Origin of the sequence: Candidatus Microthrix parvicella Bio17-1 (genome assembly GCF_000299415.1) — a bacterium.
GTDB classification, from domain to species: Bacteria; Actinomycetota; Acidimicrobiia; order Acidimicrobiales; family Microtrichaceae; genus Microthrix; species Microthrix parvicella.
The window spans coordinates 19770-46160 of sequence record NZ_AMPG01000006.1; the positions used below are offsets into that span (position 1 = coordinate 19770).

The following is a 26391-nucleotide window of genomic DNA, read 5'->3' on the forward strand; positions in this document are numbered from 1 at the left end:
AGGGGAATTTGCACCGTGAGTGATCCAGATGGCCATGCAGCCTCGGAATATGAGCAGATGGACCCCGAACTGGCTGCCCAGTCCGATGCCGCCCTGGTGGTGGCAGTCGGCCGATACGACGAAGGGGCGCTGCGCGAGCTGTATCGACGTCATGGCGATGCTGTGTATGGCCTGGCCAACCGGGTGATCTGCGATCGTCACATCGCCGAGGAGGTGCTCCAAGACACGTTTGTTCGTCTCTGGAACTCTCCTGAGAAGTTCGACTCGGAACGGGGCACGCTGCGCACCTACCTGTTGCGCATGACCCACGGCCGGTCGGTCGATCGGATTCGTAGCGAACAGGCCAGACGCAATCGTGAGGAGCGTCACGAGGTGGATCTGGCCACAACCAGGCCTTCGGCCGACATCGAGCGCGAAGCCTGGGAAATGATTCGGTCATCCAACATCCGGGATGCCCTCGAAGAACTCTCGACCTCCGAGCGCGACGCAATCGTGCTGGCCTACTTCGGTGGCCGAACCTACCGGGAGGTTGCCGAACAACTGTCCATCCCCGAAGGCACGGCCAAGAGCCGGATCCGGCTGGGGCTCGCCAAGCTTGCCTCGCATTTGGAGGCGGCAGGACTAGGAGTCCAGACATGACCGCCAACTTCGATGGTGCCGCCGGCAACGGAGACGGCGCCGCTGAGTCGATCGAAACACTCTTGGGGGTCTACGCCCTCGATGCCGTCTCCCAAGAGGAGCGAGCGGAGGTTGACGCGTTGTTGCAACGCTCTCCCGACGCCCGCGCCGAACTGGCAACCCTCCAGGTCGCCGTGGATGCGCTGGCGGCCGAGGCTGCCTCCGCCCCTCCGATCGGCACCTGGGACCGTCTGCGCGACCGGCTGGCCGAGTCTGACGGGGCGCCTGGTGAATCGACAGGAGGAGCGCCCTCCGTCTCAGCCTTGTTTCCGGAGGGCTCGCTCAGCGGACGGCCGGGCATGATCGCCACGACGGGGCCCACCGACCGGTCTTCTGGGCCGAACCCCGGAGCGGGTGCCGCGCCTGGCGGCGATGCGTTGGAAGACGGCCATGCCAGGGCGGTGCCCGACGAGCTGAGCAGCCGACGGGAGGCACGAGGCCACAATGTTCCGCCTGGCGCAGCCGTCGCAGGTGGTGGCTCGGTGAGCAGCCTGCGGTCGAAGGTCTGGCCAATGTTGGCGGCCGCGGCCGCTGTGGTGGCGGTGCTGATGCTTGGTGGCCTGGTGGTTCGCCAAGGCGACCGAATCGACAACCTGAGCGCCGAGATGGCCTCGGGGAGCATCGAGCGGTCGGCCCAGGAAGCGCTTGCCGATCCGTCCTCCGAGTTGGTCGACCTTGCAGGGGATGATTTGAAGGTCAACCTGCGGGCGGCGGTGAGGCCCGATGGAACCGGCTACCTGTTTGCCGACAATCTGCCTGAACTGCCTGCGGATCAGACCTATCAGCTGTGGGCCGCCCGGGACGACAACGTGGTCTCGGTCGGCGTGCTGGGTAACCGCCCTCGGGTGAGCGCGTTCCAGACCGCCACCGATGCCAGGGCGCTGGCGATCACGGTCGAGACGGCAGGTGGCGTGGTCAGCTCTGATCACGACCCCGTGGCGGCGGGCGAGTTCACCTGACCCCTGGCCGCCGGGTGGCGTGACCCTCCAGCGGCCAACCCAGCGCCACCCCTCCACGGGGTGGCGCTGCCGCGTCACCCCGTGGGAGCGGCCCGCAACTGGGTGCGTGGGGTGCGCTTCTATGTGAGTCTCGGCCCCTCTGTGATGTGTCGCGTGTCACACCCATTTGGGTGATCCGGGGATGCGGACAGCCCCGAAGAAGAGTTGTGAACGCACCCACCCCCCAGGAGTCAGGCTCCCCCCGTGTCGACTCCGCCTCCTCCCTCCCCGGGGTCTCCCGGGTGGAGGAGGCCGTGGGTGCGCTTCGTGGTCCCCGCCAACAGCAGGGCGGATGGATCAGCGGCCTGGTGGCCGGTCTGGCCGCCGCCGGAGCCGCCCTCGGAGTAGCCGAACTGGTGGCTGCGCCATTCAGTTCGGTCTCATCACCGGTGGTCGCCGTGGGCAATGTTGTCGTCGACAATGTGCCCAATGCCGTCAAGGAATTCGCCATTGCAACGTTCGGGCAGAACGACAAGATCGCCCTGATCTTCGGCACCACGATCTTCCTCTTCATCTTTGGTGCGGTGCTCGGCATGCTCACCACCAAGCGCCGCATCGCCGCCCCCGTCGGTGCCGGTGTCTTCGCCCTCGTCGGTGCGGTCTCAGCGTTGAGCCGCACCGGCGCAGGGCCGCTCGCCGTTCTCCCCAGCATCCTGGGCGGTCTCACCGCCGCAGCGGTGCTGGATCTGCTGCTGTGGCCACCACAGCGGCAGGCGGGGGTTTCCGATTCCGCCGACCGTCGTCGATTTCTGGTCGGCTCCTCCCTCGTCGTCGCAGGTGCGGCGGCGGCCGGCGGGCTCGGGAAGGCCGTTTCCGGACTGTTCAAGGTGTCGACCAATCGGGGAGAGATCGTTCTGCCCAAGCCGGCGGAGGCCGCAAAGGCTCTTCCTTCTGGCATAGATCCGGACATCGCTGGACTCACCCCCTTCATCACCCCGGCCAAGGACTTCTACCGGGTGGACACCGCCCTGGAGATCCCCCGGGTCAACGGCAAAGACTGGAAGCTCGACATCCTGGGCATGGTGGACAACGAGCGCAGCTACTCGCTCGCCGACCTGCTTGACCGCCCCCTCATCGAGCGCACGATCACGCTGGTGTGCGTCTCCAACCAGGTTGGGGGGCGTCTGGCCGGCACCGCGAAGTGGTTGGGCGTGCCGCTCGCCGAGCTCCTCGACGAGGCCGGACCGCAGGACGGGGCCGATCAGGTGCTCAGCCGTTCGGTGGACGACTTCACTGCCAGCACCCCACTGAAGACGATCTACGACGGGCGGGACGCAATGGTGGTCGTCGGTATGAACGGCGAGCCGTTGTCGCTGGAACGGGGCTTCCCGGCACGTCTGCTGGTGCCCGGACTGTACGGATTCGTCTCGGCAACCAAGTGGCTGTCCGAACTGAACGTCACCACCTTTGAGGCCGAGCAGGCCTACTGGACCAAGCGTGACTGGGCCACCGACGCACCGATCAAGACCCTCAGCCGCATCGACCGCCCCGGCGGCCTCGGCGACACGGTCGATCCTGGCACGGTGCCCGTGGCGGGCGTCGCCTGGGACCCGCACGTCGGGATCGACAAGGTGGAACTCAAAATCGACGACGCCGCCTGGGTCGAAGCCGACCTGGCACCCGTCCCCTCAGCCGACACCTGGGTCCAGTGGTCCTACCCCTGGAAGGCCACCTCAGGCAGTCACACCATCGTTGTCAGAGCAACCAATGCCGACGGCGAAACTCAACCGTTCGACCGGGTCAAACCCATCCCAGATGGTGCAACCGGTTGGCAAAAGATCGTGGTGAACGTGACATGAACGTCCACTACGTCCACGAAAACCCCTGCGAAAGGAACCCATTCATGCGTTTCAACACCAAGCCCCGCAAAGCCATCGTCGCCTTCGGCCTCGTCGGTTCATTGATTCTCGCCGGTTGTTCCGACGATGACGGAAGCACCAATGCGTCCGACACGTCGGCTCAGACCACCGAGACGACGGCCGCCTCCGGCGACACTGCCTCAGCAGATTTCAGTCAGGACAACTTTGGTGAGGGCTGCGCTGCGGTCCCAGCTGACGGGAAGGGCAGCTTCGAGGGCATGTCGGAGGATCCGGTGGCCACTGCGGCCTCCAACAACCCGGCGCTTTCCACTCTGGTTGCCGCGGTCACCGCCGCCAACCTTGGTGACACCCTGAACTCGGCTGAGGCCCTGACGGTGTTCGCTCCCGCCGATTCGGCGTTTCAGAAGATCCCCAAGGAGACGCTGGACACGCTGCTGGCCGACCCGACCGGTGACCTGACCGACATCTTGAAGGTGCATGTGGTTGAGGGCAAGATGAGCGCCCAGGACCTGATCGATGCCGGTTCGGTGAAGAGCCTGCAGGGCTCCGAGCTGAAGATCACCGCTGATGGCGACACCATGAAGGTGAACGACTCCACTGTGGTCTGCGGCAATGTTCAGACCGCCAACGCCACCGTGTTCATCATCGACTCGGTGCTCATGCCCGAGGCAGCCGACGCCGCCTCCGGCGACACTGCCTCCGCTGCGTTCGCCGACGACAACTTTGGTGAGGGCTGCGCTGCGGTCCCAGCTGACGGGAAGGGCAGCTTCGAGGGCATGTCGGAGGATCCGGTGGCCACTGCGGCCTCCAACAACCCGGCGCTTTCCACTCTGGTTGCCGCGGTCACCGCCGCCAACCTTGGTGACACCCTGAACTCGGCTGAGGCCCTGACGGTGTTCGCTCCCGCCGATTCGGCGTTTCAGAAGATCCCCAAGGAGACGCTGGACACGCTGCTGGCCGACCCGACCGGTGACCTGACCGACATCTTGAAGGTGCATGTGGTTGAGGGCAAGATGAGCGCCCAGGACCTGATCGATGCCGGTTCGGTGAAGAGCCTGCAGGGCTCCGAGCTGAAGATCACCGCTGATGGCGACACCATGAAGGTGAACGACTCCACTGTGGTCTGCGGCAATGTTCAGACCGCCAACGCCACCGTGTTCATCATCGACTCGGTGCTGATGCCCAGCTAGTGAGCTGCTAGCCCAACGAGCCGGACATTGAGTCCAGCGGATTTACGACGATGCGGGAGGTCTCCTCGGAGGCCTCCCGCACCATCGCGTCGGTCCCTCGGTCGCTCGTTGCCGGGTCATGACTTCCGTAACCATCCTTCGAGGGAAGTAGCGTCGAGAAAATGGCTGATACCCCCACCCCCGCGTATTCACTGCGCCTGCGTGTCCGCATGGAGAACCGCCCCGGCATGTTGGGCCGGCTGGCCATGGCCATCGGCGAGGTGGGTGCCAACATCGCCGCGCTCGACGGGTTCGAGGTGAAGACCTCGCATCTGGTGCAAAACGCCGTCGTGTATTGCAGGAGCGAGTCGCACCAGGAGCAGGTGCTGGCAGCGGTGAACGACATTGACGGCATCATCGTGCTCGAGTGGTCCGATCAGGTCTTCGACCTGCACCAGGGCGGCAAAATCGAGCTGAGCTCGTTGTCGGAACTGCGTGACAACGATGACCTGTCGATGGCCTACACGCCGGGTGTGGCCCGGGTCTGCATGGAGATCTCCAAGAATCCGGCGAGGGCGCACGACCTGACCATCAAGGCCAATACGGTGGCCATCGTGTCCGACGGCACCGCAGTCCTCGGTTTGGGTGACATCGGCCCCGAGGCGGCCATGCCGGTGATGGAGGGCAAAGCGTTGCTGTTCAAGCATTTTGCCGGGGTGGATGCCTTTCCCATCTGCCTGGACACCAAGGATCCGCAGGAAATCATTGAGACCGTGGCCCGCCTGGCCCCGACCTTCGGTGGCATCAACCTGGAGGACATCGCCGCCCCCGGTGCATTCGAAATCGAGGAGGCGCTGGTGGAACGCCTTGACATTCCGGTGTTTCACGACGACCAGCACGGCACGGCCATCGTCACCCTCGCCGCGCTGGACAATGCGTTGCGGATTGTTGGCAAAGCGCTCGGCGAGATCAAGATCGTGGTGTCCGGTGTGGGTGCCGCAGGAGTTGCCGTTTCCAAAATCCTGATGGGCGCGGGAGCGACGCATGTGGTTGGGGTCGACTCGCAGGGCGCGGTGCACACCGGTCGGGAGAATCTGAACAGTTCGAAGCAGTGGTTTGCCGAGCACACCAACCCCGAGGCGCTCGCCGGCAGTCTCACCGATGTGATGGGTGGCGCCGACGTGTTCATCGGGTTGTCTGCGCCCAATGTCTTGACCCGGGAGGATGTCGAGAGCATGAACGCCGACCCGATCGTCTTCGCGATGGCCAACCCCGACCCCGAGATTCGGCCCGAGCTCATCGCCGACATCGCGGCGGTGATTGCCACCGGCCGCTCGGACTTTGCCAACCAGATCAACAATGTGTTGGCCTTCCCCGGCGTGTTCCGAGGTGCCTTCGATGCAGGGGCCACCAAGATCACCCAGGGCATGAACCTGTCGGCCGCGCATGCGATCGCCTCGGTGGTTGGGGACGATCTTGCTGCCGACCACATCATCCCGTCGGTGTTCGACCCGCGTGTCGCCGATCGGGTGGCGGCGGCAGTCAGTGCCGCGGCCCGGAGTGAGGGAGTGGTGCGCAATCGCTGAAGCCCGTCGAGTCGACCGCCCGTTGATCCGCGCAGTCACCTACGATTTCTGGAACACCCTGATCGGTGAGCACGATTCGCCCGAAGATCAGCGGGTCGACCGGGTGATGGTGGCCTTGGCGTCGGTGAAGGCCGATGTGGCCAAGGAGGCACTTCTCGCGGCCACCGCCGCCGCAGAGAGCTTCTACGAGGTGCGCTGGCGGGAGAACCGACCGTTTTCACCCGAGGAATGGTCGGCTCAGGTGCTGGGGGAACTTTCCATCGATGACCCCGCGGCCCACGATGCCGTGGCTGCGGAGTTGCACCGAGGGCTGCCCGTTACCCAACGTATCCTGGCCCCCGGGATCGCGGACACGCTCCGCACCCTCAAGGACGCAGGCATCAAGGTGGGCATCGTCTGCGATGTCGGTATCACCCCGTCAACGGCACTTCGGGGGTACCTCGAGCACTTCGAGGTGCTGAAGTACTTCGATCACTGGTCGTTTTCTGACGATGTGGGCATCTACAAGCCCGACGCACGCATCTTCGATCATGCACTCGACGGGCTGGGTGTGGCGGCGGGTGAGACGGCGCACGTTGGTGATCTGCGACGCACAGATGTGACCGGGGCGCTCGGCAGGGGCATCACCGCGGTGCGCTATCGCCACTGGCGCGATGATCAGACCGAGTTGCCGGAAGCCGACATGGTTCTGGACCACCACCCGGACCTGCCTGCAATGTTGGGCATCGGCTGAGCCTCGGTGCTCGCAGCGGTCGGCGCCGCAACGCCGCAACCGGTGCTGATTGCAACCGGCTTCCGGTTTGTGGTCCGGCATTGGTACGCTCTGAGGCTCCCGCGAGGGACTGGCCCCCATCGTCCAGCGGCCTAGGACACCGCCCTTTCAAGGCGGCAACACGGGTTCGAATCCCGTTGGGGGTGCCAGAGCGAGGTCCGGCGTGGAGGCGGTTGCCGCCTCAAACCCAGCGGGCGTGGACCCCTGGTAGGCGTATCCGGCCATCCGGCGGTGGCTTCATGCAGGGACTCATCGCACTCAGCATCAAACGCGCAACCCGCTCCCGAACGGGGCGTGCGCGGCGCTTCGTCGTGCCTGACCGGATACCGACTGGCGGAGACCGCCTGCGTATCGGATAAGGTGTCGCTTCCTGATCGGGCCTCGGCTCGTGAAGGAATAGCGCTGGTCCCGTGGTGCAGTTTGGAGTGCACGCCGGCCTGTCAAGCCGGAGGTCGCGGGTTCAAATCCCGTCGGGACCGCCACCACAGACACCGGAATCAACCCTGGGGGCACGTGCCCCAAGGGTCCGGGTTTGTGGTCTTGGTCGGGTAGCTCAGTTGGTAGAGCGACCGCCTGAAAAGCGGTAGGTCACCGGATCGACGCCGGTCCCGACCACATCATCACGAGACGGGTCGGGCCTCAGGGCTCGGCCCGTCTCGCGTCCGGGCCAGACCTCGGAGTGAGGGCCCGGCCGATGTACGGGGGGTTACAGCTGCGTGCGCAGGGCCATGACGGCCTCGTGCACCAGGTTGCCGAGGAGCGAATAGGAGCGCCAGGCGGGGAACGTGGGGTCCCACGGAACTGGCGGTGGCTGCTCGTCATGGTCGATTTCCAGGTTGGTGCCCATGACCAGACGAACGTCGTTGAATGTCCGCATCCAGGCGGCGAGCGTATCGGCGTCGATGATGCGCTCGCCCAGCGAGGCCTGCATTGATTGGAGTGCGTTGCGTCGCCCCATCATGAGGTCGTCCCGGGTTAGCGAGGCGAACTCGGCCGAGCGAATTGCCGCATCGGGGTCAACATCGCCGTAGCCGGGAGGAAACAGCGGCGCCAGGTCGGGTGTGTCCTCGGCAAGCCGCTGCTGCTGTTCGGCCAGCACACGTGCAACCAGCACACGCTCGCCGCGGCGCAGACGCACCCGAAACCGGCCGTCGTCCATTGGTACAAATCGTCTCCACATGGCGTGGTGAAACTCCTCGGACGTCCGTTGCAACCACCGGCCTTGTTGGGCCACCGCAGACTCGTCGGTGGTGGCGGCCACTATGGCAGCGATCACTGCACCATCGTGAGCAGCCCCAAACGCAGCGCCCAGATCCTCGCCGGCCAGCGTGCGACCATCGCAGACCTCGGCGAGTGTTCCCAGCGCGTGCTCCATGGCCGCCATCAACTGCTGGTGGTTGAAGTGCTGCCCGCCCTCTGGATTTTGGTGGGCCAATTCGGGCAACTCCTGGGTGAGCCGGTGTGCGAGTGACCGTGTCACTGCGCAAAGCCGATCTGGAAGCTGTTCGTCGATCGCCCAGCCACTCCACGCCAGGGTGGTGCCCGGAGCCACGCCGGACAGCCCGCCAGCGGCGTCATCGGCGGCGTCATCGGCGGCATCATCGTGCTCGACGGCGTCATTGCCGGATGCGGCTTCGGCGTCGTCCTGGACGTTGTCACCCCACGCCCCATCCGGGCCCTCCGCGGTCATCACCGGCACGAACCAGGGCCGCTCGCCATCAGGTGGCGCACCGGGTTCCGTCACGGCGGGGGCCGGGTGGTCACGAATCCTGCTCCATCGTTGCCCACAGGCCGTGCTCGTGCAGACGGGAAACGTCGAGCTCGCACCGCTCCCGGGTGCCGGTGGCCACGGTGGCTCGGCCCAACTGGTGCACGTCCAGCATCAATCTGGTGGCCTTCTCCTTTGAAAAACCAAACAGTGACTGAAAGACGAAGGTGACGTACTCCATCAGGTTGATCGGGTCGTTCCAGACGATGACCACCCATGGGCGGTCCAACGAGAGTGATTCATCGACCTCGGTGCGTTCGAGGGTGTCGGGTGCCGTGGTGCTCAGTGACGATCCGCGGATCATTCCGTCGACGCCCACGGGAGGAGCGGACGGGCACCGGGTGTGACCGGGGTGAGCAGCACGAGGCGGGTGACCGCTACGACCAGCAGGGTGACCCCGACGATGTGGGCCGCCACCAACACCGGGGGCACGCCCAGGGCGTACTGCGTGTAGCCGATGGCGCCTTGGGCGAGGGTGAGCAGCACGATGATCTGAGCCCGGAAGGTCGTGGGGCCGTCGCCGCTCCGGCCTGCCTCAATCGCCAGCCAGACCACGGCACCCACCAGTAGCCAGGCGGTGAGCGAGTGCAGCCGGACGACCGAGGTGAGGTTGAAGCCAAACCGCGGGGCGGTGGCATCGCCGGCGTGCGGCCCGGTGCCGGTGACCACCGGGCCGGTCAGTACCACCAGAGCCAAGGCGGCGCCCGCCGACCTGGCAGCGACGCTGACGCGAGGGAGCGCACCGGGCTTGACGGGCGATGGCCCGCCTGCCCCGTCGGCGTCGCCGGCGCGCACGTGCAACACGGTGGCCGACCACACCAGCACCATCGAGATCAGAAAGTGACCAATGACCACCGCCGGGTTCAGGTCGGTCAACACGGTGACGCCGCCCCAAACGATCTGGGCCACCACGCCCGCCACCAACGACCAGGCCCAGACCGTGAGACTGCGACGGTACGGCCGGCGGCGAACGGCGCCGAGCACCGCAGCGGCGACCGCCACCGAGACTGCGCCGGTGAACAGGCGGTTGGCCTGCTCGACGCCTTGGTGACCGGACAGCGTGCCGATGACCTCGGTGTCGGAGCATCGGGGCCAGTCTGCACAGCCAAGGCCGGATCCGGTGAGCCGCACGGCGGCGCCGGTCAGGACGATGATGCCGAGGAGCAGCAGTGCCGCAAAGGTGAACCTGCGGTAGGCGCGGGGGCTCACCGGTTGACGAACGAACCCGGTCATCTTGCGAAGCGCGGAGGCCGAACCGCCAGGGTTCTGGGCCCCGGTGCCGTCCGTCGCCGCCCGTTCGGAAGCGCTGTCCTCGCCCGCTCGCAGGCTTGGTTGGATGGGACCGGGGTTCACGGCCGTCAGGCTAGCGCTGGGTTGGCGTTGCCTCGATGGCAGGTTGTTGCTTGGCCACCGGCCGTCGGCGGGGCGTACCCTTGACGCGATGGCGACGGCAACACACCTCACTCACACGACGCCGTCTGCGGTCGCGGGCTCGAGCGCTAGAGGGTGGAGTGCGATCGGGGCGTACGTGGCGCTCACCAAACCCCGGATCATCGAACTGTTGTTGATCGAGACCGTGCCGGTGATGATCGTCGCGCAGCGTGGCCTGCCGTCGATCTGGCTCATGGTGGCCACCGTGGTCGGGGGCACGCTGTCGGCGGGCGGAGCCAACGCCGTCAACATGTTCATCGACCGTGACATCGACGCCAAGATGAAGCGCACGGCAAACCGCCCCCTGGTGACCGGAGCGGTCACCCCACGCAACGCCCTGATCTTCGCGCTGACGATCGAGGTGGTTGCCGTGACCCTGCTGTGGTTTGCGGTCAATCCGCTCAGCGCCATGCTGGCGTTCGCCTCGTTTGCGTTTTACGTGGGCGTGTACTCGATGTGGCTGAAACGTCGATACTCCTCGAACATCGTCATCGGTGGCGCCGCAGGGGCAGGTCCGGTGCTGATTGGCTGGGCGGCCGTCACCGGCTCGCTGGGCTGGGCGCCATGGTTGCTGTTCCTGCTGATCTTCCTGTGGACGCCGCCACACTTCTGGGCGCTGGCGGTGAAGTACCGCGAGGACTACGCCTCGGTCAACGTGCCGATGCTGCCATCGGTCACGACGCTGAACGTCACCGCCCGCAAGATCCTCGCCTACACGCTGGCCCTGGTGGTGGTGTCGCTGGTGCTGGCACCGGTGGCCGACCTGGGTTGGATCTACATGGGGGCGGCCCTGATCAGCGGTGGAGTGTTCATCTGGTCTGCACTTGCTGTGCTGCGAACACCCACTCCCGCTGCGGCGATGAGGCTGTTCGGATGGTCGATCACCTATATCACTGTCCTGTTCGGGGCGATGGCCGTCGACCAGTTGGCAGGGCTGGGCTGGCCCTGGTGACCCAGTCTCCCCTGGTCGACGGTTTTCCAACCGCCGGTCTTCTGGGAGTAATGTCCGCATCGGTCGCGCCGTCGAGCACAGCACGACCCTGAACGGCACAGCAACACGAACCATGAATCACTCTGACGTCGAGGTAGGGAACGGACATGGCAGTAACCGACACCACGGTTGAGGCGCCCCCTGCCGCACCACCCGCGCTGGCAGCGGCAAAGCCCGAGAGCCGGCCGCAGGCGGCCGCAGCCGAGTTGACCGCGATCGAGCATTACCTCGGTGCCGTCGACCACAAGCGTCTGGGACGGCGGTTCACGCTGGCGGCGCTGCTGGTGACCGCAGGTCTGTTCGTGGCACGGGCGGTGGGCTGGGCCGGCGCCAACAGCGCTGATCCACTGCTGGGCACATGGTCGGTGCAGGTTCGACAGTCGGCAGACATCGCCGTCATCGTGCTCGGGGTGATGGCCCTCATCGTGGGACTCGCCATCTATGTGGTGCCGCTTCAGGTTGGCGCCCGCGGCATTTCGTTCCCACGGTTGGTGGCGCTGTCGTATTACTCATGGCTGATCTCCACGGTGCTGTACGTCGTGTCGATCCTCGGTGACGGGGGTCTGGGCGGTAACTCCTACGAGATGGGGCGCCTCGGGATCTTTTCGCTCGCAGCCGGCGCGGTTTCGCTGTTGGGCGGCATGATCGCAGTGATGACCACGGTGCTCACGTTGCGGGCTCCCGGGATGACGCTTGCCCGCACCCCGATGTTCGCCTACTCGATGTTGGTGTCGGGGGCGCTGTGGCTCGCAACGGTCCCGGCGATTGTGGCGGTCGGCGTGCTGATGCAGGCCAATCGTGCCGAAGCAGGCGCCATCAAGATTGGCGCCGTTGCGGACCTGCGATTTCTTGGCTGGCAACCTGCGATCTGGATCATCGCCATCCCGGTGATCGGCTTGGCCGTCGACGTTCTGCCGGTGGCCACCGGCGCCCGCCTGATGCAGCGCTTCGTCTTTCGAGGTCTGATCGTCGTACTTGGCGTCGCCTCTTTCGGGGTCTGGGCGGTCGACCCCAACCTGGCGGTCAACACATTTGTCTGGGCTGCACTGGCCGTGCTGGCCCTCGTGGCGGTGTTGGCCACCCTGGCAGGGTTGCTTCCGCAACTTCGTCGACTCAGCGGCGCTCCGGCCGCCCCAGACGCCCTGGTTGGTGTGCTGGCAGCACTGGGGCTCCTCGCATTGGCCGGCATCGTCGGAACTTTGGCAGCACTCAATACCTACGGCGGCGGTGAGGACGGGCTGCTGGGTTTGCCTGCGGTCAACGGACTGATCGACGGTCAATCCAACATGATCCTCGGTGGTGCGGTCGCCGGTTTGTTGGCTGCCCTCGCCTTCTGGGGCGTCAAGTTCACGGGTTCCATGCCTGCCAAGGGCGCAGCGGCGGGCATGGCGCTGCTGGCTGCGCTTGGCGGCCTGCTGGCTGGCGTGGGCGGAGTGATCGACGCTGTTGCATCCATCGATGGCGGCGCCGGTGCGCCTGAGACGGCCGGTTGGCTGATTGCAGCGGGTTCGGTCCTGCTGGCGCTGAGCGTTCTGGGTGCCGCCGGTGGGTTGGCTGCCGGGCTGCGCGGAGGTGAGTCTGATGGTCCTGTCGATCCATTCGACGGTCACACGCTGGAGTGGCTCACGTCCTCTCCGCCGAGCACAAACAACTTCGATGACGAGTTGCCCGAGGTGGTCTCCGCCTCGCCGCTGCTGGACGCTCGTGAGGCGTCCGGCACTGCCGAAGGGAGCGAGCAATGAGCACCATCCCCGCCGAGGTGACGCCCGCGGTGTTGCCCAAACGCCGCCAGACGGTGGCGGGTGCGGCCTTCGCCGCAGCCTCATCCGCCATGCTGGTGGTCCTGTTGCTTGGCAACTACCTGGAGATTCGCTCCGCCTCGGAGAAGTTCTTTGACGGCGTCTCGATGCCGCTCGCTCAGCCCAACGTGATGTTCTGGGGTCTTGGCCTCTCGGTGCTGTCGATCCAATGGGCGGTGTGGGCCATCGCCAGGGACGAGCGGTCTCAGGCCTATTGGGCCATCGGGATTACAGCGCTGCTGGGGCTGTCGTTTCTCAACAGCACCTGGTACTTGATGTCGCAAAGTGACCTGGCGGTTGGCGTCCAACCCGAGGCCGGCGCAACCTTCGCCGTGGTGGGAGCGCATGTCGCCATGGTGCTGGTGGGCCTCTTGATGGTGGCCGTCATGGCCTTCCGCACATTTGGTGGACAGTTCTCCAGCCGCTATCCCGACGGATGGTCGGCGGCTGCGCTCTATTGGCATACCACGGTCGGCGTGTACGTACTGGTTTGGTACGCCGTCTACGTCACGAAGTGAGGCGAAGGCACCCATGATCAACACAGGGTCACGTACCTACTTTGGCCTCGCAATCGGGGCCTTCATTTCAGCCGTGCTGTATGGCTTCATCACCAACACCATGGACGCGGGCACGTGGAGCACACTTGCCGGCGACGGTGCGGTGGGCGCTGTTCTCGGTCCGTTGACGTTCGGCTACAAGGGCGGCGTCGGCGACCACTTTGGCTATGCCGCGTTGATGGGTTTTGCTGGGCTCAGCGTCGGCCTGGGCGCGCTGACCACCGCATTTCGAGACGGCGACGCCGTGTCGATCGTGGAGGTGGAAGCACCTGACCGTTCCTACGTCGACCAGCCGCCCATGGATGTCGTGCCCTGGCCTGCACTGTTTGCCCTTGCCCTCGGTATCGCAGTGGTCGGCCTGTCGTTCCAGCCGTTTCTCTTTGGTCTGGGTTTGTTCGCTGCGTTCCTGATCGGTGCCGAGTGGACACTGACCGTCTGGAGCGAGCGCACCTCGGCCGATCCGGAGGTCAACCGCACGGCGCGCCGCCGGGTTTTGTGGCCTCTTGAGGTGCCGGTGGGCGTTGCGGTCGGTCTTGGCATCGTGGTGTTTGCGCTTTCCCGTCTCTTCCTGGCCACCGCCGGTATGGGCGCAGCGATCATTGCCGCCGGGTTGGCGCTGGCCGTCATGTCCACCGCATTCGCGCTGTCGGCTCGGCCCACCATCAATCGTGGCGTCGTGTTGGCCGTGGTGATCCTGTTTGGCGTCATCGTGATCGGCGCCGGCATCTGGGGCGGTCTGGCCGACGATCACAAAGAGCATCCCGAGGACAATGAGGCCGCCTGGCTGCTGGTGGACAACCAGGGCCAGACTGGTGCGATGCCGTCCTCGATCTCTGCACCGGGGCCATCCGCCCTGGTGGCAGCGTAAGCACTTGTTCCAACTCGACCGATGGACCCTTCTATGAACCTCCTCAGCAGACTTCCCGCACCGGTTCGCCGCACCGTGCACGGCGTGGTTGGCGTCGCCTTGGTGGCGGCGTTGGCGTCGTGTGGCAACCAGGACACCTATCCGCTGACCACCCTCAGCCCCAAGGGACAGCAGGCGGACACGATCCACACCCTCGTCAAGCCGATCTTCATCATCGCCGGCGTGGTGTTTGTCGTCGTGCAGGTGGTGATCGTGGTCATCGTGATCAAGTTCCGCCGTCGCCGGGGCGAAGAGCATGGTGAGAACGACCCGGTGCAGATCCATGGCAACACCCCGCTCGAGCTCACTTGGACTGCTCTGCCGGCGATCCTGCTGGCTGGTCTGGCCGTCCTGAACGTCCAGACGATCTTCAAGCTGGAGCAGCGGGTTCCAGACGCCATCCATGTCGACGTGTACGGACAGCAGTGGTGGTGGGAGTATCGATACGACCTCGACTCCGATGGTCAACCCGACATCATCACCGCAAACCAGATGGTGGTACCGGCGGGCCGTCAAGTTGAACTGAATATCCGCAGCCGCGACGTCATCCATTCGTTCTGGATCCCCGCGCTGAATGGAAAGATGGATGCCAGTCCAGGCTCCACACACTTCATGGCCATCAATGCCAACAAGCCAGGCATTTACGAAGGTCAGTGCACCGAATTCTGTGGACTGTCGCACGGTTACATGCGCATGGAGGTCAAGGCCTTGACCCCGGCGGACTACGACCAGTGGGTGACCGATCAGACCGCGTCCCCCGCAGAGCCGGGCAACAAGTTGGCCGAGGAGGGTCGCACGGCCTTTCTGTCGCAGTGCGCCTACTGCCACCAGGTGAACGGATTGACGGCCGAGGGCGAGTACAGCAATGCGGGGCCGGTGGCCGACTACAAGGGCCTCGACGGCAAAGCCGTGCCCACCGTCCGACCCGGCGTGGCGCCAAACCTCACTCACCTGATGTCCAGGGAGCGCTTTTCGGGCAACATGTTCCCCCTTCACTACGAGGACGGAAAGCCCGATGAGGGCAACCTCAAGGACTGGCTGACAGATCCAAAAGCCATGAAACCGATGATGCCCGACAACCAGCAGGGCATGCCGAACCTCAACCTCGACCCGGCCACAATCGATGCCCTGGTCGCCTATCTCGTCACCCTCAACTGACCCAACGGATCGAAGGACCAACATGACGATCGTTGAACCAGACAAGAAAGACCTCCCGGCAACCGTCGACCCAGACGGCAACGGCTCGGGGGCCTTAGTGCCATCCACCAACGGAGCGCAGCCGGCGCGGCCTCTTGGCGTCTTCACCCGCCCGCAGAGCACCACCGGTTGGCGCTCTTGGATCACCACGGTGGACCACAAGCGCATCGGCATCATGTATGCCTGCACGGCCATGGTGTTCTTCGTGATCGGCGGGAGCGAAGCGTTGCTGATTCGTGCGCAACTTGCTGCGCCGGGTCAGAAGTTGCTGTCAGCCGACCTGTACAACCAGGTCTTCACGATGCACGGCATCACGATGATCTTCCTCTTCATCATGCCGTTCGCTGCAGGCATCATGAACTACATCATCCCGCTGCAGATCGGTGCCAGGGATGTGGCCTTTCCCCGAATGAATGCGCTGAGCTATTGGGTCTACCTGTTTGGCGCCATCTTCGTGAACAGCTCGTGGTTCCTCGGCGGCGGGGCCGATGGTGGCTGGTTCAACTACGCACCCAACTCCAGCGTGGTCTTTTCACCCAGCCACGGCATCGACTTTTATGCGGTCGGTCTCCAGATCGTGGGCCTCGCCTCACTGATCGGCTCGATCAACCTCATTGTGACGGTGTTCAACATGAGGGCTCCGGGCATGACGTGGTGGCGTATTCCGACCACCACCTGGATGTCCCTCGTCACCCAGTTCCTGCTTGCATTCGCAGTGCCGGTCATTTCGGTGGCGTTGTTCCTGCTGACCTTTGACCGTCGTTTCGGCGCCACCTTCTTCAACGCATCCAAGGGTGGCGATCCGTTCCTGTGGCAGCACCTGTTCTGGATCTTCGGCCACCCCGAGGTGTACATCATCGTGATGCCGGCCTTCGGCATCGTGTCCGACATCATCCCTGTGTTCAGCCGTAAGCCGCTGTTTGGCTATCGCTTCGTGGTGTTCTCAGGTATCGCCATCGGCTTCCTGGGCTTCGGCGTGTGGGCGCACCACATGTTCGCCTCGGGCATGGGGCCCATGTCGGTCACCGCGTTCTCGTTGGCAACCATGACCATCGCAGTACCAACCGGCGTGAAGGTGCTCAACTGGATGGCCACCATGTGGGGCGGCCGTATCCGCATGACGGTGGCCATGATGTATTCGGTTGCCTTCGTTGCCATGTTCACCATCGGTGGACTGTCGGGCGTGACCCACGCCTTCGCCTCGGCCGACCAACAACAGACGGACACCTATTACATCGTCGCTCACTTCCATTACGTGATCTTCGGTGGGGGAGTCTTGGGCTTCCTGGCGGCCGTCTACTACTGGTACCCGAAGATCTTCGGCTACCTGCTCCAGGAAAAGCTGGGCAAGGTTGCATTCTGGTTCGTGTTCGTGGGTTTCAACGCCACCTTCGGGCCGATGCACGTGTTGGGCATGGAAGGTATGAGCCGCCGGATCTTCACCTACAGCGACTACCAGGGTTTCAACCTCTGGAACATGGTGGCCAGTATCGGCGCCTACACCATGGCCATCGGCGTTGCCCTGTTCCTCTACAACGTCTACTCCAGCTACAAGGCTCACAAGGCCAACCCGGTAGCCGTCGGGCCGGACCCATGGGACGCCCGAACCCTGGAGTGGACCATCCCGTGCCCCACTCCCGAGTACAACTATGACCCGATCCCCACCGTGCACGAGCTCGACGAGGCCTGGTACCTGAAGTACGGCCACGATGAGGACGGCCGCCCGGTGCGTATCGCAAACATCGAGGATGTCGCACAGAAGGGCGATTCGGTCGGCGTGCACCTTCCGTCGCCGTCCTACCAGCCCATCCTGCTGGCCTCGGGCCTGCCGTTCATCGGTTACGGGGTCATCTTCAACCTGTGGTTTGCCGTGCTCGGCGCTGCGCTGGTCATCGCCGGCATGGTCGGCTGGGCGTTGGAACCACCCGATGACGTCGATACAGCTCACGATGCGCACCACGACGTCGGCCCCTCCGAGGATGCCGAGACGGCCCTCTCCGACGGGTCGGATCAGGACGAGCCAACCGACGCAGCTGCCGCCGACATGCAGGTGAGCGACGCGAAGGTTGCAACCGAGGAGCCCGCCAATGTCTGATACCGCCACGATCACTGCGGGCGCTGACGGCTCCGAGGCCGGCCACGGTCATGGAGCGGTCCATGACACCGGCACCGGCGTCTCCAACGAGAAGTTGGGCATGTGGGTGTTTCTCGGCTCGGACTGCATGCTCTTCGGTGGCTTGATCTCCACCTACCTGCTGTACAAGAACCGCCCGCTTGCACCTGGCATCTCCGGGTCCACCGAGCGAATCTCCGATGTGTTCGACATTGCGTTCACCTCGGCCAGTTCGTTCGTGTTGCTTATGAGCTCGCTGACCATGGTGTTGGCGGTGACCTCAATCGCACGCGGTGACCATCACCGCCTGCGGCTCTGGCTGGGAACCACAGCGTTTCTTGGTGCGATCTTCATCGGTGGTCAGGTGTACGAGTTCACCGAGTTCGTCAGGGAGGGTTTCGGCTACACGACCAACGTGTCGTCGTCGGCATTCTTCACTCTCACCGGGTTTCACGGTGTCCACGTCAGTTTCGGCATCCTCATGCTGCTGACGTTGCTGGTGCTGTCGTTCAAGGACCGGATCCCCCAATCCAAGGCCGAGTCGGTGGAGATCATCGGCTTGTATTGGCACTTCGTCGATGTGGTGTGGATTCTCATCTTCACCGTCGTCTACCTGATCAAGTAGGAGCGTCTCCCGTGAGCACCACCAGCCCTGAAGACTCGGGTTCGTCCAGCATCGAGTCACTACCCGGCTCGCCATTCAGCGAGCACGACACGCTGACCGCCGCTGAAATGGCCACCCTTGAGGCCGATCCCGGCCTCGATCGCATGGTGCACCACTCCGACATGATCTATGTCAAGGTTGGCGCATTGCTGGCGGTGCTGACCGCCATCGAGATCGCACTGCCCGAACTCCTCGACAACGGCAGGATCTATGGTCCGATCCTGATGGTCTTGATGTTGATCAAGTTCCTCATGGTGGCCGGGTTCTTTATGCACCTGCGCTATGAGAGCAAAGTGCTGAGCAGGGTGTTCTACGGGGGCGCCATCGCTGCGGTGATCGTGTACACCGCCGTGCTCTCCGTCTTTGTGTTCTGGGTGGACTCGGGCATCCCGGAGTTCAATGACCCACCGCCTCCGCAGACGACGGTGCCCCTTGACGCGGCGCTCACACCCGGCGGATAGCCAAGACCTTTAGCCGTCCCAGCGAAAGGTCTTGGCTGCGACGAGCGGTGCCCCGATCGCCCACAAGGTGAGCACCAGCCAGAGTGGGCCCGTGGCGAATTTCTCAGGGCCCATGGTGGTGATGACCAGGCCGGAGAGTGACGCTGCGGGAAGGCCATGAGCCAGGGCGGCGAGCGGGCCGGGGAATTTCTCCAGAGGTACCACCATGCCGCCGATGAGCAGCAGCACCAGGTACACGCTGTTGGTGGCCGCCAGATTTGCCAGTGCGGGAAGCGCGCCCGCCAGAGCCAGGCCGATGCCGGCGAAGGCAGCCGTGCCGAGCGCAAGGGCCACGATGCCCAGCGGCCAGGTGGCGGGAGGCCGCCAGCCGAGGGCCGCACCGACGGCGCCCAGCATGGCCACCTGGCCCACTTCAATGGTGGCCACTGTGGCCACTTTGGCGGCCAACCAGCGGCCACGCCCCAGCGGGGTGGCACCGAGGCGCTTCAGGACGCCGTAGTTGCGGTCGAATCCCGTGCCGATGCCAAGGCTGACCATGGAGGTCGACATCACGGCCAGCGCCATCGTGGCCGGGGTGAGGTAGTCCACCGCTTTGACGCCGTCGAAGCTCACCACGTCGATTTGGCTGAAGAAGACCAGGATGCCCAACGGAATGCCCACCGACACCAGCAGTTGCTCGCCCTGGCGCATCGCCAGAGTCAACTCGGCTCGCCACTGTGACAGGAAGGGTTTCATCGGCCCTCACGGTCGGGGGTGGTGGACGGCGTGTCGGGTTGAGTTACTCCAGCGGCTGCGCTGCTTGCCTCACCCGTCAGGCGCAGAAAGACATCGTCGAGCCGCTTACGGCCGGCTCGGAGGTCGGCCAACGTCACGTCCCATTCGGCCAGCGTGGACGTGAGGGCCGCCACCAGTTGCGGGGTGCCGGCGGCGGCCACCAGATACTCGCCCCGGCTGGGCTCGGTCACGTCGACTCCCAAGCGTCGCGACAACTCGTTGGTGTCCAGGTGCGGATCAGCCCCGAAACGCACCTCCTCACCAGACTCAAGGCGCAGCAACTCGTCGGGTGCCCCGGAGGCAACCACGACGCCCCGGTCGACGATCACGATGTGGTCGGCCAGGCTCTGCGCCTCGTCCAGGTCGTGGGTGCTCAGCACGACGGCGACACCGTCGTCTCGCAGTTGTGAGATGAGCGAGCGGATCAGCAACCGTCCTTCAAGGTCGACTCCGGCCGACGGCTCGTCGAGGAACGCCACACGAGGGCGGCCGATCAGAGCCAAGGCCAAGGAAAGCCGTTGCTGCTCGCCACCGGAGAGCCTGCCCCAGGTTGAGCGGGCGCGATGGGTCAGCGATACCTGCTCAAGGAGCTGGTCCGGGTCGAGAGGATCGTCATAGAAGCCGGCGAACTGCACCAGCACATCACGAGGACGTTGGTGGCGTGGTAGGCCCGAGCCCTGCAACATCACACCGATGCGCTCCGTGACCGCCTGATGGTCGGCGATCGGGTCAAGGCCATCGACACGAACCCGCCCGGAGGCTGGTCGGCGATAACCCTCGCAACACTCGATGGTGGAGGTTTTCCCGGCGCCGTTGGGGCCAAGCACCGCCGTGACGGCACCGAAGTCGGCGGTCAGCGAGAGCCCGCTGACCGCTTCGAGCTCGCCGTAGCGGATATGTAGATCGTCGACCTCAACGGCGATTCCCAAGGGAGACGACGCTACCTTCGCACCGGCCAGGGAACTCAGTCGGCGTGGTGTTGTGCATTTCGGGTGGCCGGGAGTTTCAGCGCGAACGAAACGTCGGGGCCCGTGCCCGGACTGCTGCTCGTAAGATCGGTGAGATGTCCGAACCGACGGAGCCTCTGGCAGTGCCTCTTGACGGGAACCTCGCTGATCCCCTCAACGGAGCGGTGGTGTTGTTCGATGTCGACGGCACCTTGGTGGATTCCGCTCCAGCAATCACCCACTGCCTGGCCCGTGCCATCGAGTCGGTTGGCCTGGAAGCACCGCCAATGGAGGCCTTGGGGGCCGACATCGGCCCGCCCTTGGAGGAGGCGCTGTCGGCCCACGGCGTCCCAGGCGAAGCGATGGAACAGGCAAAGGCCACCTATCGAAGCTGTTACGCCACCGAGGGGCTCGAGCGCAGCGCGTTGTACCCGGGTGTTGCGGCGATGCTGGCGGATCTTGGCTCTGCCGGCCTGCGCATGGCGACAGCAACATCCAAGCGGGTGGCCATGGCAACCGACGTGTGCCGGCATCTGGGGATCCTGGACCACTTCGAAGTGATCGGTGGCGCCGATGAATGGGGCCGCCTGCACAAGCCCCAGATCCTCAGCTGGACCTTGGATCAGATGGGCGGTGCGCCGGCGGGGCGGACGGCGATGGTGGGTGATCGCCGATTCGACATCGAAGGAGGAACGGCCCACGGGTTGCCGTCGATCGGCGTGCTGTGGGGGTACGGCACGTCAACGGAGTTGCAGGCCGCCGGCGCCGCCATGACGGTGTCCGAACCCGGCCGGTTGCCCGGCGCGCTGGTCGCTGTGATCCGTGACGGCGAACCAGGCCGCGTTGGTGGGTCACGCTGGTAGACGCGTGTGGCGCCACGGTTGGTTGACCTGACCTGATATCGGCCACCGCCGAAGTCGTTCGGACCGAGGGCGCTCCTGCCGCTACCGTCTCCGGCATGCTGGACGTCCGCACGCTTCGCACCGATCTTGACGGCGTTACGGCGGCGCTTGCCCGCCGTGGGGACGAGTCCCTTGACGCGGACGTGGTCAGGGCCGCAGCCATGGATGCGGAAATGCGTCGCTTGGCCGCCGAACGAGATCAGCTGCGTGGCAGGGTCAATACCCTCTCCAAGGAGGTCGGCGCGCTCTTCCGGGAGGGTAGACGGGACGAGGCCGAGGGCCTCCAGGCCGAGAGCCGCTCGTTGGGGGACCGCGAGAAGGAGTTCGATGCTCAGGCGGACGCCGTCGCCGCGGAGTTGCGCTCGCTGTTACTGGTGATACCCAACGTGCCCCATCCGGAAGCGCCCGATGGTGCCGGCGACGCTGACAACCCGGTGCTCCAATGCGGTGGGCCGGATCCTGCCGGCTACGGTGCCGCCCAGCGTGTGCCCCACTGGGACATCGGCGCCGACCTGGAGATCCTCGACACCGAGCGGGCCACGAAGTTGAGCGGCGCCATGTTCAGCCTGCTGCGCGGGGCGGGCGCCACGCTCAGCAGGGCCCTCACCCAGTACGGCCTGGACCGCAACGCCGATGCGTTCGTCGAGATCCGTCCACCGTCGTTGGTGACCAGTGAAACGCTGACCGCCACCGGGCAGCTCCCGAAGTTTGCCGATGACGCGTATCACCTGGAACGGGACGACCTCTGGGCGATTCCCACCGGCGAGGTACCGCTCACGTCGATGCACCGCGACGAGGTACTCGCCGAGTCGGACCTCCCGCTGCGTTACATGACCGCTACTCCGTGCTACCGGCGCGAAGCTGGTTCGGCCGGCCGTGACACCCGGGGCATGCTCCGTAGCCATGAGTTCGACAAGGTTGAGATTTTGGCCTTCTCGACCCCCGAGCAGGCGCCTGCCATGTTCGAGGAGTTGCTGAACCGTGCACTCGATGGAATCCGGGATCTGGGTCTCAGTTGGCGCACGGTTGACATCTGCGTCGGAGATCTCGGCCAGAGCCACCATCGGAGCATCGACATCGAGGTGTATGCGCCGGGGGCCGATGCCTGGCTGGAAGTGTCATCGGTGTCCTGGTTCAGCGACTACCAGGCGCGCCGGGCCAACATCCGATACAAGGGTGATGGCGGTGGTGGCACACATCTGGTGCACACGCTCAATGGCTCGGCGCTGGCCGTGCCGCGGGTGTGGGCCGCCATCTTGGAGAGCAACCGCAATGACGACGGCACCGTGAATGTGCCTGAACCGCTCCGCCCCTACATGCGGGGCATCACTCGGCTGGGGTAGCGGCAAGACCCTCTGGGGATTCGGGATGGCACGGAACGGTGACACCGGCCATGCGGAGGAGCCGTCGGGTCGACGCGAGATCCAGGCCGATCACCGTGTCTCGACGGCCTTCGATGTGGTCGACGAAAGCCCCACCACCGCCCTGGATGGCGTACGCGCCCGCCTTGTCCATCGGTTCGCCGGTGGCGACGTAGGAGTCGATCTCGGCGCGGCTCAGCGGGCGGAAGGTGACCTTGGTGGCGGACAAGGCGCCACGGGGCTCCGAGAGGTCACCATCACCGGCGCGGGATATCACGGCCTGGGCTGTCAAAACCTGGTGTGTGCCGTCGGACAGCAGGGCCAACGTCGCCGCAGCGTCGGCCGGACCGCCCGGCTTTCCCAGAACCCGGTGCCCCAGCACCACAACGGTGTCGGCGCCCAAGGCCACCTCGCCGGGCCCGACCGAGGCGCCCGCTTTGAGTGCGGCCAACCTGGTCACGTAGCGGCCCGGACCCTCGTCAGGGTGCCGGGCCTCGTCGACGTTGGGTGGCCGCACCACGGGATGCAGCCCCAGCGTGGCCAACAGCTCGAGCCGTCGGGGTGACCCACTCGCCAACACGAGGGTGGGAGGCGGCACCGGGTCAGCCACCCGAGGTGAAGGCCTCGGCCGCCGGGTCGAGGCGGGGATCCTCCTCGGAGTCGTTCAGCCAGCCATCGGGCAGCGCGACCCGACGCGGACCGCCGGAATGGGAGCGGACCAGCCGTTCGTTGCCGGGAATCAGCTCGGCAGCCGGGTTGAGTGAGCCAAGCAACGCCTCAACATCGGCAAGGGTGCTCACCTGCGACGCAGCTCGTCGCACCTCGCCACCGGTGGGGTAGCCCTTGAGGTACCAGCTGAGGTGCTTGCGGAACGCGGTGATGGCCCGGTTCTCAGCGCTCTGGGGCGTGCGGGCACGCCGAGCAGCGGCTCGGCTACGCCTGGGCGGCAGGGCCTCATGCCCGGCTCGCCACGCCACCGCCTCGCCGGCGTGCTCAAGGGCGGTGGCGCACGCCTCGCCCAGCGTTGGAGGCGGAGGTACCTCGACGCCTTCAAAAACGGCTCGGAGATCGGAGAACAGCCATGGCTTTCCCAAACAGCCGCGCCCGATCACCACTCCGGCGCACCCGGTCCGATCGATCATGTCCAACGCGTCGGTGGCCTCGAAGATGTCGCCATTGCCCAGCACCGGGACCTCCAGTGCTGCCACCAACTCGCCAATGGCCTCCCAGCGCGCGCTCGGTGCATAGAGTTGCTCGGCGGTGCGGGCGTGCAGCGCCACCCAGGCCACCCCTTCGTCCTGGGCAATGCGGCCGGCGTCGAGGAAGGTCAGGTGCTGCTCGTCGACGCCCATGCGAAACTTCACGGTGACCGGGATCGACCCGGCGGCCTCGACCGCTGAGCGGATCATTCGTGCGAACAGCGGCCGCTTGAAGGGCAATGCGGCGCCTCCGCCCAGGCGGGTCACCTTGGGGGCGGGGCAGCCGAAGTTGAGGTCGAGATGATCCAGCGGCCGGTTCGCCACCAGGTAACGCACCGCCTCGCTCAGGTAGTGCGGATCGGTGCCGTACAACTGGAGTGAGCGCAACGGCTCGGTGGGATGATGATCCAGCATGGCCAGCGTGGGGGCATGGCGCTCAACGATGGCGCGGGCCGTCACCATCTCGTTCACGCACAGCGGCGCACCACGCCGTGAACAAATGACGCGGTAGGGGGTGTCGGTGACGCCTGCCATCGGCGCCAGCACCACCGGTGGCCAGATCCGGTGCCGCCCGAGCGACAAGGCGTCCGCAGACGAGCCGGCATCGATCGAACCGGTTGCGTGCGCGGTTGTGGCTGCGACGAGGGCTGACACCCATCCAGTATGACGGTGGTTCCGATCTGCGCCACAGAAGCATTGGCCTGGCCGCAGCGCATCCGAGCGTGAAGACTGTGCCGATGACGACCCCAGGAGCAGGCACGGACCCCACCGCGGGTCGTGTGGATTACAACGTCGGCTCGCTGTCGCGCGCTGACCTGGCACCACATCCGGTGGTGCAGCTACGTCGTTGGTTGGCCGACGCCGCAGAGGCAGGTGATGCTGAGCCCAACGCGATGGTGCTGGCAACGGTCGACGGCGAGGGGCGCCCCCGTGCCCGGAACGTGCTGCTGCGCGACCTGGATGAGCGGGGGTTGGTCTTCTACTCCAATCGCAACAGCGCCAAGGGCCAGGCGATTGCCGCCAATCCGGTGGCCGTGGCACTCTTCAGCTGGCTGGGCATGCACCGCCAGGTCAGGGTGGACGCCGACGTGGAGTTGCTCGACGATGACGTGGTTGACGCCTACTGGCGGACCCGGCCGCGTGACTCACAGCTGGCCTCGGCGGCATCACCCCAAGGCGAGGTGGTGGCCGACCGGGCTGTGTTGGATGCCACGGTGCAACGACTGAAGCAGGAGTGGGAGGGCCGCGAAATTCCAAGGCCGCGCCAGTGGGTTGGCTATCGGTTGGTGCCGTACACCTACGAGTTCTGGCAGGGTCGCCATGCCCGGTTGCACGACCGGTTTCGTTACCGTTTGTTGGACGGTGCATGGCGGGTCGACCGGTTGGCACCCTGACCGTCGGAGCCGGCATCGGCGACCGGCTTGTTCAGTGCGGTTTTACCTCGGAGACGGCCGATGGTGATCCAGGTGATTGCGGCGATCACGAGCGCTCCGCTCACCCAGCCGAGGGTGGCCTGATGGTTGACCACCCAGGTCTGCACGCTGCCCTGCCAGTCCTGAGCTGCCACGCTGAGCCCGCCTTCGATGCGGTCGCCCCGGGTGATGCGGTACTCGGTCCAGCCGTAGTACGCCACGAAGAGCCCGGCGATCACCAGGAGGCCGCCTGAGATCCGTTGAATCCAGGGAAGCACCCTGCGCATGTTGCGCACGATGGAGGTGCGACCAAGCGCCACCGCCATGGTCAACACGGCGAGGAGGAGGCCCATGCCCAACCCGAAGGTGGCCACGACCAGTCCGGCAGCGACCGGGCTGGAGGTCTCCAGCGTCGAGGTGAGCACGCCGGCAAACAGCGGCAGCGTGCAACTGAGCGATGCCACTGCGTAGCTGATGCCGTAGAAGAACATCGACGTCAGCTGTCGATTGCCCACCGACAGTTCCAGCTTGGGCAGCCCAACCGTGGGCTCATATCCCGCCAGCATGGCCACACCCAGAACGACCACCAGGGTGCCGATTCCGATCGTGATGAACGGCAGGTTGGGCTGTAGAACGCTGCGGAGCGAGCCCCACAGCAGCCCCATGGTGCCGAACACGACCAGGAACCCGGCGGTCATCGCACCCGACACTTTGAGGGCCCGTGCGATCGACGTGGCCGTGGATGGGCGCTCGTCCTCCGACGTCTCGTCCAGCCCGAGGTAGTAGGTGAGGTAGGTGGGTAGCAGTGCGAAACCGCAGGGATTGACCGTGGCGGCCATACCGGTGGCGAAGGCCCAGGCGAAGGGCGCGTTCATCAGCGCCGGC

At 65.4% G+C, this 26391-nt stretch carries 24 protein-coding genes, 3 tRNA genes and 2 pseudogenes; 21 read left to right on the top strand and 8 right to left on the bottom strand.

The genetic code is table 11. The features are described from left to right. Positions 1–15 precede the first annotated feature (15 nt). The 10 genes and pseudogenes from MPARV_RS0117920 to MPARV_RS0117965 all read left to right on the top strand — a co-directional run bounded on the left by MPARV_RS0117920 (position 16) and on the right by MPARV_RS0117965 (position 7638). Entirely contained in the window at positions 16–639 is a 624-nt protein-coding gene (locus tag MPARV_RS0117920; protein ID WP_157789714.1) for an RNA polymerase sigma factor, read from the top strand. After that, entirely contained in the window at positions 636–1637 is a 1002-nt protein-coding gene (locus MPARV_RS0117925) for an anti-sigma factor domain-containing protein (RefSeq protein ID WP_012229029.1), read from the top strand. Before MPARV_RS0117920 ends, MPARV_RS0117925 begins: the two co-directional genes overlap by 4 nt. A gap of 347 nt (positions 1638–1984) precedes the next feature. Beyond that, positions 1985–3475 carry a molybdopterin-dependent oxidoreductase gene (locus MPARV_RS0117930; protein ID WP_420886290.1) on the top strand — a complete coding sequence of 497 codons (1491 nt, stop codon included), beginning with the start codon at positions 1985–1987 and terminating at the stop codon, positions 3473–3475. Positions 3476–3753: 278 nt separating this feature from the next. Further along, positions 3754–4149, top strand: a pseudogene (locus MPARV_RS26270) (fasciclin domain-containing protein); the annotation flags it as partial. Positions 4150–4173: 24 nt separating this feature from the next. Further along, positions 4174–4686, top strand: a pseudogene (locus MPARV_RS26275) (fasciclin domain-containing protein); the annotation flags it as partial. Positions 4687–4847: 161 nt separating this feature from the next. Next, positions 4848–6251: an NAD-dependent malic enzyme gene (locus tag MPARV_RS0117945; protein ID WP_012229022.1), complete on the top strand. Its 1404-nt coding sequence runs from the start codon at positions 4848–4850 to the stop codon at positions 6249–6251. Positions 6252–6273: 22 nt separating this feature from the next. After that, the gene (locus MPARV_RS23100) at positions 6274–6984 is read left to right on the top strand and encodes an HAD family hydrolase (protein ID WP_031279196.1); all 711 of its coding nucleotides are present in this window, start codon (positions 6274–6276) and stop codon (positions 6982–6984) included. Positions 6985–7096: 112 nt separating this feature from the next. After that, positions 7097–7172 (top strand) — tRNA-Glu (locus MPARV_RS0117955). 255 nt (positions 7173–7427) lie between these two features. Continuing rightward, positions 7428–7505: transfer RNA gene (locus MPARV_RS0117960), tRNA-Asp, on the top strand. A gap of 60 nt (positions 7506–7565) precedes the next feature. Next, positions 7566–7638: transfer RNA gene (locus MPARV_RS0117965), tRNA-Phe, on the top strand. 91 nt (positions 7639–7729) lie between these two features. Here the strand turns inward: MPARV_RS0117965 and MPARV_RS23105 are convergent. From MPARV_RS23105 to MPARV_RS0117980, 3 genes are all read right to left on the bottom strand, one after another. Next, a complete protein-coding gene (locus tag MPARV_RS23105; RefSeq protein WP_157789715.1) occupies positions 7730–8713 on the bottom strand; it encodes a DUF2017 family protein in 984 nt (327 codons plus the stop codon). A gap of 70 nt (positions 8714–8783) precedes the next feature. Continuing rightward, positions 8784–9095 (bottom strand): ATP-dependent Clp protease adapter ClpS, encoded by a 312-nt coding sequence (clpS, locus tag MPARV_RS0117975; protein ID WP_012229018.1) that lies wholly within the window; start codon positions 9093–9095, stop codon positions 8784–8786. Next, positions 9092–10144 (bottom strand): COX15/CtaA family protein, encoded by a 1053-nt coding sequence (locus MPARV_RS0117980; RefSeq protein WP_020379242.1) that lies wholly within the window; start codon positions 10142–10144, stop codon positions 9092–9094. The genes clpS and MPARV_RS0117980 overlap by 4 nt, the downstream gene beginning before the upstream one ends. Before the next feature lie 88 nt (positions 10145–10232). Between MPARV_RS0117980 and MPARV_RS0117985 the strand changes: the two genes are divergently transcribed. The 8 genes from MPARV_RS0117985 (at position 10233) to MPARV_RS23110 (ending at position 18911) form a co-directional block, all read left to right on the top strand. Further along, the gene (locus MPARV_RS0117985; protein WP_012229015.1) at positions 10233–11174 is read left to right on the top strand and encodes a heme o synthase; all 942 of its coding nucleotides are present in this window, start codon (positions 10233–10235) and stop codon (positions 11172–11174) included. 146 nt (positions 11175–11320) lie between these two features. Then, entirely contained in the window at positions 11321–12955 is a 1635-nt protein-coding gene (locus MPARV_RS0117990) for a cbb3-type cytochrome c oxidase subunit I (protein ID WP_020379244.1), read from the top strand. Next, positions 12952–13530, top strand: a complete 579-nt coding sequence (locus MPARV_RS0117995; RefSeq protein WP_012229013.1) for a cytochrome c oxidase subunit 3 — start codon at positions 12952–12954, stop codon at positions 13528–13530. The genes MPARV_RS0117990 and MPARV_RS0117995 overlap by 4 nt, the downstream gene beginning before the upstream one ends. A gap of 13 nt (positions 13531–13543) precedes the next feature. Beyond that, positions 13544–14437: a hypothetical protein gene (locus MPARV_RS0118000; RefSeq protein WP_012229012.1), complete on the top strand. Its 894-nt coding sequence runs from the start codon at positions 13544–13546 to the stop codon at positions 14435–14437. Positions 14438–14470: 33 nt separating this feature from the next. Further along, on the top strand, positions 14471–15634 hold the full coding sequence (coxB, locus tag MPARV_RS0118005; RefSeq protein ID WP_020379245.1) for a cytochrome c oxidase subunit II: 1164 nt from the start codon (positions 14471–14473) through the stop codon (positions 15632–15634). A gap of 22 nt (positions 15635–15656) precedes the next feature. After that, entirely contained in the window at positions 15657–17768 is a 2112-nt protein-coding gene (gene ctaD / locus MPARV_RS0118010; protein ID WP_020379246.1) for a cytochrome c oxidase subunit I, read from the top strand. Next, positions 17761–18411 carry a cytochrome c oxidase subunit 3 gene (locus tag MPARV_RS0118015; RefSeq protein ID WP_012229008.1) on the top strand — a complete coding sequence of 217 codons (651 nt, stop codon included), beginning with the start codon at positions 17761–17763 and terminating at the stop codon, positions 18409–18411. The genes ctaD and MPARV_RS0118015 overlap by 8 nt, the downstream gene beginning before the upstream one ends. Positions 18412–18422: 11 nt before the next feature. Further along, a complete protein-coding gene (locus MPARV_RS23110) occupies positions 18423–18911 on the top strand; it encodes a cytochrome C oxidase subunit IV family protein (RefSeq protein WP_012229007.1) in 489 nt (162 codons plus the stop codon). 9 nt (positions 18912–18920) lie between these two features. Here the strand turns inward: MPARV_RS23110 and MPARV_RS0118025 are convergent, their stop codons facing one another. Beyond that, on the bottom strand, positions 18921–19646 hold the full coding sequence (locus tag MPARV_RS0118025) for an ABC transporter permease (protein WP_012229006.1): 726 nt from the start codon (positions 19644–19646) through the stop codon (positions 18921–18923). Further along, positions 19643–20614: an ABC transporter ATP-binding protein gene (locus MPARV_RS0118030; RefSeq protein ID WP_020379247.1), complete on the bottom strand. Its 972-nt coding sequence runs from the start codon at positions 20612–20614 to the stop codon at positions 19643–19645. The genes MPARV_RS0118025 and MPARV_RS0118030 overlap by 4 nt, the downstream gene beginning before the upstream one ends. A gap of 134 nt (positions 20615–20748) precedes the next feature. Here MPARV_RS0118030 and MPARV_RS0118035 point away from each other — a divergent pair, with 134 nt between their 5' ends. Continuing rightward, positions 20749–21495 carry an HAD hydrolase-like protein gene (locus MPARV_RS0118035; RefSeq protein WP_157789716.1) on the top strand — a complete coding sequence of 249 codons (747 nt, stop codon included), beginning with the start codon at positions 20749–20751 and terminating at the stop codon, positions 21493–21495. Positions 21496–21590: 95 nt separating this feature from the next. Continuing rightward, positions 21591–22877 (top strand): serine--tRNA ligase, encoded by a 1287-nt coding sequence (gene serS / locus MPARV_RS0118040; RefSeq protein WP_020379249.1) that lies wholly within the window; start codon positions 21591–21593, stop codon positions 22875–22877. On the opposite strand, the gene MPARV_RS0118045 is transcribed toward serS, so the two are convergent. Together MPARV_RS0118045 and MPARV_RS0118050 are read right to left on the bottom strand one after the other, a co-directional pair. Further along, positions 22861–23493, bottom strand: coding sequence for a Maf family protein (locus MPARV_RS0118045; RefSeq protein WP_031279210.1), 633 nt, complete (start codon positions 23491–23493; stop codon positions 22861–22863). The two genes, serS and MPARV_RS0118045, sit on opposite strands and share 17 nt — an antisense overlap. Positions 23494–23497: 4 nt before the next feature. Continuing rightward, positions 23498–24628, bottom strand: a complete 1131-nt coding sequence (locus MPARV_RS0118050) for a tRNA dihydrouridine synthase (protein ID WP_081582436.1) — start codon at positions 24626–24628, stop codon at positions 23498–23500. A 203-nt stretch (positions 24629–24831) separates the two neighbouring features. Between MPARV_RS0118050 and pdxH the strand changes: the two genes are divergently transcribed. Next, positions 24832–25488, top strand: a complete 657-nt coding sequence (gene pdxH / locus MPARV_RS0118055) for a pyridoxamine 5'-phosphate oxidase (RefSeq protein ID WP_020379250.1) — start codon at positions 24832–24834, stop codon at positions 25486–25488. Here the strand turns inward: pdxH and MPARV_RS0118060 are convergent. Next, positions 25440–26381, bottom strand: coding sequence for a cytochrome c biogenesis CcdA family protein (locus MPARV_RS0118060; RefSeq protein ID WP_157789717.1), 942 nt, complete (start codon positions 26379–26381; stop codon positions 25440–25442). The genes pdxH and MPARV_RS0118060 overlap by 49 nt on opposite strands. Positions 26382–26391: the final 10 nt, after the last annotated feature.